At 39.3% G+C, this 13,030-nt stretch carries 14 protein-coding genes and 1 pseudogene; 8 read left to right on the top strand and 7 right to left on the bottom strand.

Annotated features, from left to right (window positions below):
- Positions 1-4: 4 nt before the first annotated feature.
- Positions 5-715, bottom strand: a complete 711-nt coding sequence (locus tag FTU77_RS04300; RefSeq protein WP_180054855.1) for an LrgB family protein — start codon at positions 713-715, stop codon at positions 5-7.
- The gene (locus FTU77_RS04295; RefSeq protein WP_111884333.1) at positions 712-1,164 is read right to left on the bottom strand and encodes a CidA/LrgA family protein; all 453 of its coding nucleotides are present in this window, start codon (positions 1,162-1,164) and stop codon (positions 712-714) included. Before FTU77_RS04295 ends, FTU77_RS04300 begins: the two co-directional genes overlap by 4 nt.
- 97 nt (positions 1,165-1,261) lie before the next feature.
- Between FTU77_RS04295 and FTU77_RS04290 the strand changes: the two genes are divergently transcribed.
- Together FTU77_RS04290 and FTU77_RS04285 are read left to right on the top strand one after the other, a co-directional pair.
- Positions 1,262-2,161, top strand: coding sequence for a LysR family transcriptional regulator (locus FTU77_RS04290; protein ID WP_180054853.1), 900 nt, complete (start codon positions 1,262-1,264; stop codon positions 2,159-2,161).
- 148 nt (positions 2,162-2,309) lie between these two features.
- The gene (locus tag FTU77_RS04285) at positions 2,310-2,789 is read left to right on the top strand and encodes a helix-turn-helix domain-containing protein (protein WP_078191046.1); all 480 of its coding nucleotides are present in this window, start codon (positions 2,310-2,312) and stop codon (positions 2,787-2,789) included.
- A gap of 82 nt (positions 2,790-2,871) precedes the next feature.
- Here the strand turns inward: FTU77_RS04285 and FTU77_RS04280 are convergent, their stop codons facing one another.
- Genes FTU77_RS04280 through tusD form a run of 4 tightly spaced genes read right to left on the bottom strand, consistent with a single transcriptional unit; the run spans position 2,872 to position 4,297 of the window.
- Positions 2,872-3,183, bottom strand: a complete 312-nt coding sequence (locus FTU77_RS04280) for a TusE/DsrC/DsvC family sulfur relay protein (protein ID WP_180026275.1) — start codon at positions 3,181-3,183, stop codon at positions 2,872-2,874.
- A 48-nt stretch (positions 3,184-3,231) separates the two neighbouring features.
- Complete coding sequence (locus tag FTU77_RS04275; protein WP_180054851.1) at positions 3,232-3,519, bottom strand: DsrH/TusB family sulfur metabolism protein; 288 nt, start codon at positions 3,517-3,519, stop codon at positions 3,232-3,234.
- Positions 3,520-3,532: 13 nt separating this feature from the next.
- Positions 3,533-3,883: a hypothetical protein gene (locus FTU77_RS04270; RefSeq protein WP_078193833.1), complete on the bottom strand. Its 351-nt coding sequence runs from the start codon at positions 3,881-3,883 to the stop codon at positions 3,533-3,535.
- Between the two features lie 45 nt (positions 3,884-3,928).
- Positions 3,929-4,297 (bottom strand): sulfurtransferase complex subunit TusD, encoded by a 369-nt coding sequence (tusD, locus tag FTU77_RS04265; RefSeq protein ID WP_180054849.1) that lies wholly within the window; start codon positions 4,295-4,297, stop codon positions 3,929-3,931.
- Between the two features lie 302 nt (positions 4,298-4,599).
- On the opposite strand from tusD, the gene FTU77_RS04260 reads away from it, so the two are divergent.
- From FTU77_RS04260 to FTU77_RS04240, 5 genes are all read left to right on the top strand, one after another.
- Positions 4,600-5,196: a phosphatase PAP2 family protein gene (locus tag FTU77_RS04260; protein WP_180054847.1), complete on the top strand. Its 597-nt coding sequence runs from the start codon at positions 4,600-4,602 to the stop codon at positions 5,194-5,196.
- A gap of 517 nt (positions 5,197-5,713) precedes the next feature.
- Positions 5,714-6,721 (top strand): SDR family NAD(P)-dependent oxidoreductase, encoded by a 1,008-nt coding sequence (locus tag FTU77_RS04255; protein WP_180011423.1) that lies wholly within the window; start codon positions 5,714-5,716, stop codon positions 6,719-6,721.
- A gap of 198 nt (positions 6,722-6,919) precedes the next feature.
- Positions 6,920-8,314 (top strand): class II fumarate hydratase, encoded by a 1,395-nt coding sequence (gene fumC / locus FTU77_RS04250; RefSeq protein WP_111884341.1) that lies wholly within the window; start codon positions 6,920-6,922, stop codon positions 8,312-8,314.
- A gap of 360 nt (positions 8,315-8,674) precedes the next feature.
- Positions 8,675-9,166, top strand: a complete 492-nt coding sequence (locus FTU77_RS04245) for a hypothetical protein (RefSeq protein ID WP_180054845.1) — start codon at positions 8,675-8,677, stop codon at positions 9,164-9,166.
- A gap of 206 nt (positions 9,167-9,372) precedes the next feature.
- The gene (locus tag FTU77_RS04240) at positions 9,373-9,975 is read left to right on the top strand and encodes a nitroreductase family protein (protein ID WP_180054843.1); all 603 of its coding nucleotides are present in this window, start codon (positions 9,373-9,375) and stop codon (positions 9,973-9,975) included.
- Between the two features lie 155 nt (positions 9,976-10,130).
- On the opposite strand, the gene FTU77_RS04235 is transcribed toward FTU77_RS04240, so the two are convergent.
- Positions 10,131-11,918, bottom strand: a complete 1,788-nt coding sequence (locus FTU77_RS04235) for an acyl-CoA dehydrogenase (RefSeq protein WP_180054841.1) — start codon at positions 11,916-11,918, stop codon at positions 10,131-10,133.
- A 122-nt stretch (positions 11,919-12,040) separates the two neighbouring features.
- Between FTU77_RS04235 and FTU77_RS04230 the strand changes: the two are divergent.
- Positions 12,041-13,028: pseudogene (locus FTU77_RS04230) on the top strand (GlxA family transcriptional regulator).
- The last annotated feature ends 2 nt before the right edge of the window (positions 13,029-13,030 follow it).

Below are 13,030 nucleotides of genomic sequence, written 5' to 3'. Positions count from 1 at the left end.
TATTTTATCCTAATAGATAAATGACCAAATGAATAAGTGATGGCCCAAGCAATACCATAAAGACCCCAGCTAGTACCATGCTCAAGCAGGCTGCAACACCTTCTTCTTTATGACGTGATAACGCCTTACTTGTACCAAATCCATGTGCAGCATTGCCAAGAGCCGCACCTTGCGCAAAGCGTGAATGCAATTTAAGCCCAGCCAAAACTAGGTCAGCCAAAGCCACGCCGGCAATCCCAGTAATCATGGTAAATAGAATCACCAATTCTACTGAACCTCCAATATTCGAGGTAAGTTCCATGGCAAAGGGCGTAGAAATGGAACGTGCCATTAAGCTATAAGACGTTTCTTGGTCAAACTGAAACAACTGTGCCAAATAAAAAGCACTAATAATCCCAGCTAACATGCCAATCACGATGCCTAAACTAATGCTCAGCGCATGCTGACGGATAATTTGTCGATATTCATAGATGGGAATAGCAAAGGCCACAGTGGCAGGGCCGAGCATCCATACAATCCATTGGCTTTCTTGCATATAGGTGTCATATGAAATATGAAAGCAAAGCATGAGTATAATCAGCACAAACGGGACGAATAGTGCAGGGGAAAGAACCATATACGGTAACTTACGATGTAGCTTTTTCGCCAAAATATAACCGATTAGGGTCAGGACGAAAAACAATACAGAGATGCTGTTCAACCCAAAATCGTTCATAAGGTTTTTCCTGCTGTGTTGACATCATGATCTGTCGCAGTTTGGTGTTTAGCTTTAAGTTTTGCCTCGAGTTTAAAGCCCCAATAAACCGTAAATGCTGTAAACACCATGACACAGACAGTACCCAGTACCACGGCTAAAATTAACTGCCAGCCAGAGCTGAGTAATAAATCTTGATATTTAATTAATCCAACTACACAGGGGATAAAGAATAGAACCAGTTCAGCCAAAATAAAATCTGAGCCTTGTTTGACCCACTGCATTTTAAATAAACCACTCAACAATGCAGCTAATAGCAGCAATAAACCAATCACGCCAGCAGAGATCGGCAAGTTAAACCATGATTGAATGCAAGAGCCGATCCACCAGATCAATATCAATAAACTTAGCTGCGCTAAGGTCTTGAGAAACTGGGTAAATTTGGAAGTAGATTGTGGAAACGTATCCATGAGACGACAGCAGAATAGGAGATGACGCTATTTTAAAAGTGCATACCCTGTATAATTATGAATAATTAATTATTAATTATGCTTAAATGGAATAATAATGGACATTAAAAGCCTAAAAGTCTTTGTGACCATCGTACAAAAACAGAGTTTTAGTCATGCAGCAGAAGCGCTTTTTGTCACTCAGCCGACCATTAGTAAATTAATTCGTCAGTTAGAAGATGAGATCGGCGTGCCTTTATTTCATAAAGGAGAAGCAGGTCGAAAAAGGGAAGCACAGCTCACCTATATGGGAGAGCAGATTTATCAGCATGCCTTAGTGATTTTGAACGAACAACAACGGATGCTTGATACGGTCACACAAGTGCGCGCCTTAAAACAAGGTAAATTGACCCTCGGTTTACCACCATTGGCATCGGTGCTATTTAGTCAGTTAATTGCATTGTTTCATCGAAAATATCCGAATATTGAATTGAGCTTTTTTGAGGTTGGGGCGACGGGTATTGAAAGTGCCATTTTAAAAAAACAGGTCGATGTCGGAATTATTTTGGGTCACTTGAAACCGGTGTTAAGTGGTATTCCAGTGATGGAGTCACCTTTATGTTTATTATCTAAAAAAAACTCACAGTGGCGTAAGCGAAAAACCGTTTCGTTGATTGAATTAAAAGAAGAATCTTTTTTATTGTATGACGATACCTTCACACTCAATGACATCATTATACAGGCGGCAAATTACGTCGGATTTGAGCCAAATGTGGTGTGTAAAAGTAGCCAGTGGGACTTTATCGCCAAAATGGTAGATTCAAATGTCGGGATTGCACTACTGCCTAAAATTTATTGTGAACAACTTGATGCGGCAAAATACCATATGGCTGAATTAGAAAATCCAAACCTAGACTGGAAACTCAGTATGGCCTGGAATACCACTGTTGCCATGAGTCCCGCAACGCGTGCATGGCTAGAAATAATTGAAGACAATAAAGACAAAATACATTTTTAGTTCATTTACAGATCAAGCCAATAAATAAATGACTGGAAATGAAGGTGGATTTATGATTTGTACAACAAAGATTATTAAAAAGGATTTTGCAAAATCAACAGGCATGAATTAAATTGGGTGTTGGTCGTTATTTTTGATGGTTCATAAAATGAAATGGGATGATATTGGTCAACAACCGTGTTCAATCGCTCGTGCACTTTCAGTGCTAGGGGATCGTTGGACCATGTTGATTATCCGTAATGCATTTATGGGCATTCGACGTTTTGATGACTTTCAACAAAATCTCGGTGTGACGCGTCATGTGTTATCTGACCGATTAAAGCGTTTGGTTGAAGAAGGTATTTTAACCAAAGTTGCTTATGTCGAGCGTCAGGAACGTTTTGAATATCGACTGACTCAAAAAGGCTTAGACTTGTATCCAATCCTTCTAGCCATGACCCATTGGGCCGATCAATATATGGATCAGGGCTTAGGATCACCTGTTGAATATGTCCATCAGGCATGTGGGCAAAAATTTAAACCGGTTTTAGTGTGCTCATGTTGTGCTGAACCGATCCAAGCCAAACAGGTCAAACCGATATTTACCCAAGCCTATTACATCGCTCTAAATCAATTAAAACCTGCCTAAGCTGTTTTATGGCTTTCTTCAAGATGCTGATTTACATCTATTTAGCCAAATTAGCCTAAGCGGCATTTAGATTGCTTTAAAATTACAAACAATTTGCAGGCTTAGGGATTCCCGCTAAACGACTTAAATGCCGAGCGACCAAACCCGTGTTAAATTTGTCTTGTAACACCGCATTATTAATATCAGCGCTCACCGTTTTCATTAAAAATTTAATGAGTGGGCGAGTTGCCGGTGAGTGACCAAACTGTTGATAAAACTGTCGCACAGCTTTTAAAACTTCAAAATGCCAAGGGCTTAACTCAAGTTCTAAACTTTTAGCCAGTTCTTGGGCAACAGTTTCATTCCAAATAGTGTAATCCACCAAATGGCCATCTTGGTCTAATTCAAGATTCATATTCATTCCAAAAGAGAAGATTGTAGAAATGGATCGCTTTTACTCAATTTATTTGAGTGAAATACATCTTTTAAATCCAAGGCATAGATCAGCAAAAGCGGCATAGTCGATTACTTTCATATGACTATAATTCATAGTTTTATCTAAAATTTCAGCATCATTTTCAAGTACATAACATGTGCCAAATTGCTGAATTTGTTCATCTGCAATATGTAAGACTGCTTCACCCATCAGGATGATTGCATCTTCAGGATTGATTAAACTGGCTAACTGCTGGATGTGCTGTAGGGTATTGGCATAGCTGGCTTGGACTAAATACAGCGTAGAATTTGACATCATCATTCCTCTTTTACCAATACAACACATGATCAAATTGTTGAATCAATTCAGTATTGAATTGAACAAACTCAAGTTCTTGTTCACTATTGATCACAAATGGATGCTGTGAATTTTTTTGTTCAATATAAATCGGGGTGAGATCATAAAACTCAAAGCTATCAACCATGTTGGAAGCGAGTTTAAACGCATGCTTGAGCTGACTAAACTCTTGTTCTGCTTGAAGTAAGCTTAGCGCAGCATCTTTGAGCAACACTTTTACGTCACAACCGAAGGTTGCAAGCACCATGGTCGCAGAAAGACTTTCATGTACTTGTAAGCTTGCAAGATTTGCATGGGTTAAAACAACCAGTACAGATTTCACGTAATTTTCCTTTTCAATGCTACAAATGCGCGGCAATAAAAATACTTAGAATTGCAATAAACGGTCTGCAGTTTGTACGGCATCGGCAAGTTCACCTAAGCCCACAAGTTCAAATTGCTCAGCTAGATTATGTTGCTGAATATTGTGACGCTGTGCATTTTCCTGATCTGTGATCCCACGTGCGAGAGCTGCACTTACGCAAACAGGTAAACGAATGCCGAGTTTTTGCCATTCACTGCTGAGTTTACGCTGATCATCTGGCACCCATTGCAGGGCATTTGCCACATTTACACCATCTTGATAGAAAAAAACTCGAAAGTTTTCGCCTTTTTGTTTCAGCGCTTGGGCAAGGCCCAAAGCATGCCAAGCCAATATCGAAGTAGGTGAGGAGGTAATTAGTAATAGAGTACTCATCGAAATTCACTAAATGAATAAACGGTCTAGATCGACAGTTTGTTCTGAGTTCAGAAGAAAAAGCTAGTATACAATGATTTACTCAATGATCTGAATATTTGCAAAGTTTTGCTTATTTGGGCGGCGAAGTCATTGCCAATTTTTCTTCAAATATAACTTTTGGTTTATTTTGGATTCAGCTTCAAGCCGTCAGCTTTTCATAAATAAACTGTGCGGTTACATACTGAAAAATCTTTGTATGAATAAAACGCAATTTTTGATTTTACAGAGTGCTATGATCTTTTCATTTTTTAAACCATCTCATGAATATAGAGAAATTTAACTTAAGTTTATTTAATTCAATCAATGCTTCGGACAATGCTTTAGATTTCACCATTTCTTTCGCCATATTTATAGCCAATGATCTATTTTATATCGTGATTCTTTTGATGTTTTTGGCTTGGTTTAAAGGCAATTTTGATATCAAAAAACAAATCGTTAAAGCCACTGTTTTTACAATCGTCGCATTTCTTATCAGCCAAGTGATTTCAAGTTTTTTTTACTATCCTAGACCCTTTGTCTTGGACGTTGGACGCACGATTATAGAACATTCACCGAATGGATCATTCCCGAGTGATCACATGCTGTTTTTTAGCACGATTGCATTTTCTTATATATTTTCAAAGCAAAAAACCGTCGGCTATGTATTTCTAGCATTCGCTTTTCTTGTTGCATGGTCGAGAGTCTATTTAGGTGTGCATTATCCAATGGATATGGCGGGCGCGTTGATCATCGCTGTTTTGCTTAATTTTGTCGGACTGTCTTTATGGCGAAGCTATGGTTTTCATTTGGTGAGCATGATCTTAAAAGTTTACGAATTTTTATTTTCAGCCATGATTAAAAAAGGCTATATCCGCTAAATTAAGTTCGCCAAATATTTGCGATTTCAAAAGTTTGCTGCTGCTATAGTTACATTGCCAACATCTTGCCAGATGAATATTTATGATGATTCATCTGGCGTTCACATCCAGATCCTATACCTCAAAAAATAGTCAGACTGCTCAATGCTATTTGCTCATTCGAGTAGATCATCTCTAATATTTTGTTGCTGTCTAACATGCTTCGCAATGTAACTATTATTAAATATCTTCTTCAAAAAGCCTTCAACTCAAATGCCACGAAAACTTGTGATGTCTTCTAAATGGATCGCTAGCGAGGTCATTTGTCGTAAATCAAATACAGTTAATATTCATAACTGCAACACAGTCAAAATTCCAAAGCAGTAAGATAAAACTAGAATGCTCTTGCAGATTGTTCGGCTCATGGAAAATGCTGAGGCGAGGTTTAATAATTTTGATCTGTAGAAAAGTTGGTGACGACACCAAGATGATGCCAAAGAGTTGTAAAAGCTTGATAACTATAAGGAGTATCTAAACAATGATTTTAGTGACTGGTGGTTTAGGCTTTATAGGCTCACATATAGCCTTGAGTTTAATGGCTCAAGGTCAAGAAGTCATTATTGTGGATAATTTATCCAATGCAAATTTACAAACACTTGAACGACTAGAATTTATTTCAGGCATGTATGTACCTTTTGTCAAACTCGATATTCGAAATACTCCCGCACTCAATAAAGTATTTGAACAATATACCGTCGATGCTGTCATTCATACGGCAGGCTTTAAGTCATTGGAAGAATCCGTCCTTAAACCACTTGAATACTATAATGATAATGTCAGCTGTATCATGAGTTTGCTGCGTGCCATGCAGCGAACAGGTGTACGAACACTGATCCATTTATCAAGTTTGGCGGTATATGGTCAGTCTTCGGCAGAATTAACAGAAGACACAGAAATCAATTTTACCTATCCAAATCCCTATGTGAAATCTCAACAAATGGTGGAAGAAATTATACGGGATACGGCACGTACCGATAATGAGTGGAAAATTGCGATTTTGCGTTTAGGAAACGTCGCAGGTGCTTTCGAACATGCAGTTTTAGGTGAGTTTGTTGCGCCATTGCCAAAAAATATCGTGCCACTTGCGATGCAAGTCGGTGCTTTACAACGAGATTTTATTGAACTTCGCAAACAAGCCAAAACTGAAGATGGTACTGTGGAACGGAGTTTCTTGCATGTACTCGACTGCTGTAAGGCGGTGTGGCAATGTTTGCAATGGTTGTCGCAGCAGCAATTCGCCTGTGAGGCCTTTAATATTTCAGGTGAGTTGGTTTCGATACAGCAACTGTTGGATACGCTTTCAGAAGTGACACAGGCGGAGATTAAGACGGTCGAATCTAGTTTTTACCCAAGCCATGAATATGACCAGCTTGGGGCAAGTACACAGAAAGCGAAAAGTACTTTTGATTGGCAGCCTGAACAAGATTTAAAGAAAATGCTAGAAGATGAATGGCGTTTCTATCAACAAACATTAAGAGGGAATTAACTCGTCTTGTATTGGGTAAATTTAATCGTCGTGCATGATTTTCTTTATAAAATCACGATAAAGATTATCAAATAAAACACTTATAATTGATAATGGTTATTATTTACAAGGCTAAAAAAGTTACCTAAACTGTATTTATCAGCAGAATTTGATTCTGCACAGACGTTCAATTTTATAGATAAGGATATGAGGTCATTTATGCAAACACGTATTGAACATGACACAATGGGCGATGTTGAAGTACCTAGCGATGCGATGTGGGGTGCACAAACACAGCGTAGTTTGCAAAACTTTAAAATTGGTGGTGAACGTTTACCACGTCCAATGATTCGTGCAATGGGTCTCGTTAAAAAATCAGCAGCGATTACTAACGCAGCATTGGGTCAAATCCCTCAGGAACTTTCTGGTTATATCGTCAATGCAGCCGAAGAAGTGATCTCAGGGCAGTGGGATGCACAATTTCCACTGGTAGTTTGGCAAACTGGTTCAGGCACGCAAAGTAACATGAACTGTAATGAGGTCATTGCCAATATTGCCAATCAAAAACTGGGTAATCCGTTGGGCTCACAAAAACCTGTCCATCCCAATGATCATGTCAATCGTGCTCAATCGACCAACGATTCATTCCCAACCGCAATTCATGTGGCTGCAAGTCTACAAATCAATGAGCTTTTAATTCCTGCAGTAACAAAACTGCGTAATACCTTAGAAGCTAAATCTAACGATTTTAAAGATATTGTTAAAATTGGCCGTACACATTTACAGGACGCAACGCCTTTAACATTAGGCCAAGAGTTTAGCGGCTATGTTTCACAGCTCGATCATGGTTTGAAGCGTTTAAATCAAGCTTTAGAAGGACTGTATGAATTACCACTAGGTGGTACAGCGGTCGGTACAGGTCTGAATGCACATCCTGAATATGCTGTAAAAGCAGCAGCAGAACTTGCGAAACAAACGGGTCTGCCATTTGTCACTGCGCCAAATAAATTTGAAGCACTAGCAGGGCGTGATGCAGCTGTATTTGCGTCGGGTGCTTTAAAAACACTTGCTGCAAGTTTAAATAAAATCGCCAATGATGTGCGCTGGTTAGCCAGTGGCCCACGCTGTGGTTTTGGTGAGCTACGTATTCCAGAAAATGAACCAGGCTCAAGCATCATGCCAGGTAAGGTCAATCCAACTCAAAGTGAAGCCATGACAATGGTGGTTGCTCAAGTACTTGGAAATGACACAACCATTAATGTTGCCGGTGCATCGGGTAACTTTGAATTAAACGTGTTTATGCCTGTTATTGCCTTTAACTTATTGCAATCTATTCAACTCCTCGGCGATGCATGTAATAGCTTCAATGACCACTGTGCAGTAGGCATTGAGCCAAACCGTGAAAAAATCGACCATTTCTTACATGATTCTTTAATGTTAGTTACGGCACTCAACCCTGTAATTGGTTATGAAAATGCTGCAAAAGTTGCTAAAACTGCATATAAGGAAGGAAAAACCTTAAAACAAGTTGCGGTAGAACTCGGTTTAGTCACTGCTGAGCAATTTGATGAAGTGGTTCGTCCTGAGCAAATGGTTTCACCAAATACCAAATAAATTTTTTGAGATCATTCATCTAGAGTGTTTGAAAATAAAAAGAGAAGCTAACTCATACTTAGCTTCTCTTTTTATTAGATATATGATTGCTTTATTTTTCAGCTGGATCCTACCTAATACAGATTCTTTGGATTCATATTCATCTTGAAATGTATGTATAGAAACCAGACGATTTATTAAAAATAGGGGAACGAACAAAATGAAGAAAGGCCTGATGATGAAGCAAGTAATTCATTGGATTGGGCTTTGAATTCATTGGCACACTTGTTAAAATGCCTTTCTTTTTCTGTTTTCGTTGCTATTTGACATTTGTTTGAATAAATATTTGCAAGACAGTGTTTTATTTAAGGATTTCCCCCAATGCTCACCATCTATTTGACAGATGTCCAAAAGAACGTTCAATTTAAAGACTATTCGGGCGAGCATCCTGTTAAATTTATATTGAATTTTAAAAAGATTTTTCCAAGCGTTATGGAGCTTTTGCTACCAGTTTTGCCTGAAAATGAAAATCTTGAAGAAATGAGCTGGGAATCGACAACGCCAGATTTTGAAAAATTTAAATTACTACTCAGTGGGTGGGGCGTAATTGAGCTACGTTTGAATGCTATTGCCCAATATAAAGACCGTGCTTATGCAGATAACTTGGTAAAAAAAGCACAGCAAAAACGTAAAGAATATAAAAAAGCACAGTCAAAATTACAAACCGTTGAACTTGATTATTTATTCATGCACGAAGTTCATGGTTTGATTGATGCAGAGTTGGTCGAGCTAGGTGAAAAATTCTATCTACCGACTTTACGTGAGCTTTGGAAAAACCAAGTGTCAGCGAATGTATTAGAAGCAAAATTCTAAACTGCACACAGTTTTAGTCGAAAAATCCTCCGCTTAGGAGGATTTTTTATATGCACATCAGAACTTCAGATTTACTGCGGCAAGTGACTGTTTCATAGTGCCCCATCAAGCAAGTGAAGCATTCAAAACATTTGGAAAGTCGCGAGACTTATCATTCCAAATGTTTCTGACTCATCTGCACATTTTATTTTAAAGGACCATTTTATATGTCAAATCAGTTTATTGACCTGATTCGCAAACGTCGCACTATTTATGCTATTGGGGACAATGTAAGCCAAAGCACAGAATATTTAACTGATTTGATCCAAACAGCGATTAAACAAAGCCCGTCTTCATTTAACTCACAATCTTCTCGTGCTGTTATTTTATTTAATGCTGAAAGTGAAAAATTTTGGGGCTTAGTCGCTGACAAATTAAAATCTTATGCAAAAGATGAAGAAAGTGCTGCGAAGACGACGGCTAAAATGGCAAGTTTTGCAGCAGGTTTAGGTACAGTTCTGTTCTTTGAAGATTTGGATGTGGTCAGTGGCCTACAAGCACAGTTTCCTTCTTATGCAGAAAACTTTCCGATTTGGGCCGAACATTCAACTGCCATTGCCCAATTTGCGACTTGGACCGCATTGCATACCGAAGGTTTAGGCGCATCACTACAGCATTACAACCCAATTGTGGATGAACAAGTGCATGCTGAATGGGACATTCCTGCGCATTGGAAACTTCGTGCTCAATTGGTTTTTGGTTCAGTGGAAGGTGAAGCGAAAGAAAAAGGCTATATGGATGATGCTGATCGTTTTAAAGTCTTTCAATAATTACAACGTATAGCACTCAATTTTGATAAAAAAGGAACGAAAACTAAGTTCCTATTTTTATGGCAGTTTTATTGAAATAGATAGGGTTGGACAAGATTTTCATCCGTGAAAATCTTGTCCAGATTAGCCCATTGAGGACTGAGCTAAACGAGTGGCTAGAACCAACTTTCTTGCATGTTGAGACAAGTATCATCAAGTTCTAGCAATAACTTGGCTTGGTGCTCTATTTCAGGTAGTTCCCAGCGGATAAAATATTGCGCGGCTTGTAATTTACCAGCTAAGTATTGTTGATCTTCAGCTAAATCTGAATGTTCAAATTTCACAAGGGCTTGATTGGCCATTTCAAGCCATAGCCATGAAATGATGACTTTGCCCATCATGTCTAGATACAACGCAGAATTTCCCAGTGCCTGATCGACACGACCTTGGGCGAGGACTTGTCCCAAACTTTGTGTGGTTTTCTTCACCGTGTTTAAATGCGCTGAAAAAATTGCTGCAAGCGCTTGAGTTTTTGGATGTTGAGCTTGATCAATCGTATTTTGCATACGTTGTAATAACAGCATTAAACCTTTGCTGTTGTGCTGCCAAAGCTTACGACCCAACAAATCCAAAGATTGAATACCAAATGTGCCTTCATGGATCGGATTTAAGCGATTGTCGCGATAGCATTGTTCAAGCGGATATTCACGGGTATAGCCAGCGCCACCTAAAACTTGGATGGCTAAATCATTGGCTTTTGGTCCATAGGCAGAAGGGAATGATTTGACGACAGGGATAATTAAATCTAATAACAGCGCGCTGTCTTCATTGTTAGCGGCTTGATGTTCATCAATTAAACGTGCAGCAAATAGGCATAATGCAAGTGCGCCTTCCACATAGGATTTTTGCGCCAAAAGCATTCGTTTCACATCTGTATGTTGAATGATATAGACAGGTTTCGCAGCAGGATTTTTATCTGATACTAAGCGACCTTGTGGGCGGTTTTTGGCATATTCGAGCGATTCTAAATAGCCACGGTATCCAATCATGGCTGCACCTAAGCCGACACCCACTCGCGCTTCATTCATCATCTTAAACATATATTTAAGACCAGCACCTGCTTCGCCAATCAGATAGCCAGTACATTGGTCTTTTTCACCAAAGCTCAGTACTGTCGATGTTGTACCTCGGTAGCCCATTTTATGTAATAAGCCAGCCAGTTGTACGTCATTGGCATCTGCAAGTGAACCATCGCTTAGGGTTTTAAACTTCGGAACAATAAATAGCGATATACCTTTCACGCCCTGAGGTGCATCTTGTATCCGGGCAAGGACCAAATGGACGATATTTTCAGTGATGTCTTGGTCACCCCCTGAAATAAACATCTTTTGGCCTTTGATGAGGTAGGTACCATCGGCTTGTGGTATGGCTTTTGTGGTCAAATCACCTAAAGATGAACCCACATCAGGTTCAGTCATGGCCATCGTTCCTGCAAAGCGACCACTGAACATATGCGGTACAAACATATCTTTTTGTTCAATCGTACCGAAAGCCTGAATCACATTTGCAGCCGCAGCGGTTAGAAAAGAATAAGCCACTGACGAAGGATTTGCCGACATGAAATAGGCATTTGCAGCCATGTTGATCAAAGTCGGAAGTTGCATACCGCCTGCATCATAATCATGCTGCGCACAAAGTAGGCCGGCATCTGCAAATTGCTTCCATGCCGTTTTGACTTCTGTAATGGTTTTAACCTGTTGACCATCAAACGTAGGTTCGTTTTGATCGGCTGTTGCGTTATGCGGGGCAAAAAAGTCTTGAGCAATACCTTGTGCAGTTTCTAGGATGCTTTTGAAGGTTTCAGCATCATGCTCAGCAAAACGTGGGTAATGCGTTAAGTCTTGCGCTTTAAACACGTCAAATAGCAAAAAATTTAAATCTTTGTCATTGATTAACTGCGCCATTGCTCAATCTCTAATCGGGTTGAATTTTATGTCTTAAGCCTAGCAGTTGATTTTTAGATATAGAATTGTCAATAATGCCACTTAATAAGTTAAAAATGACATTTTGATAATTTGAACTTTAAATGAAGAAAATCATAATTTTAGCATTTGATGGTGCTTTGGCTTCTGCGATTACAGGGGTTGTTGATCTATTTGCAATGGCGGGAGTCAGTTGGAACCGGATCCAAAAACAAAATGTGCAGCGGCTATTTCAGGTCAAAATTGCCTCACAACATAGTCAAGCAGTGCAATGTATCAATGGCATCAAGCTTTTTGCAGATTTAGCATTTTCTGAAATAACAGATGCAGATGTCATCATTGTCCCAACGATAGGTGCGCCGATCTTAGATGTTTTAGCGCAAAACGCAGCACTGATCGAATTATTAAAAACTCGGCAATTGCAAAGCGGACTGATCGCAGGAAATTGTACGGGTAACTTTTTTCTGGCAGAAGCAGGGCTTTTAGATGGTAAGCAGGCAACGACGCATTGGGGCTTTCAGCAAATGTTTCGTGAACGCTATCCTTTGGTAAGACTGAATGCAGATCAGCTCATTAGCCATGATCAAAATATTTACTGTGCTGGAGGTGGCTTAGCATGGTTTGATTTGGGACTGCACCTGATAGAACGTTTTTATGGTTTTGAAACGGCAATCCACACGGCAAAATCATTTGTATTGGATTATCGTCGTGATAGTCAGTTGTCCTATTCATTATTGAAAATATCTAAACCGCATCAGGATGGTTTGGTGCAAAAAGTTCAAGATTGGTTAGAACAGCATTATCATGAAAATATAGTCTTAGATGAACTTGCGGCGCAGTTTAATGTGACAACAAGGACATTGATTCGTCATTTTAAAGCGGCTTTGGATATGCCTCCCAATCAATACTTACAATCAATACGGATTGAAGCTGCACGAAAGCGTTTAGAAGAAACGGGACATGCTTTAGATCTGATTATGCGAGATGTCGGCTATAATGACCCAAGCTCATTTCGACGGTTATTTCAAAAAAAAAACGGGGCTGAGCCCCTTAGAATATCGTCGACGTTTCAGCCGACGATTTGATGTTTAGCT

The organism is Acinetobacter sp. YH12142 (assembly GCF_013418435.1).
GTDB lineage: Bacteria > Pseudomonadota > Gammaproteobacteria > Pseudomonadales > Moraxellaceae > Acinetobacter > Acinetobacter amyesii.
This window is presented reverse-complemented; position numbering and strand designations above follow the sequence as displayed.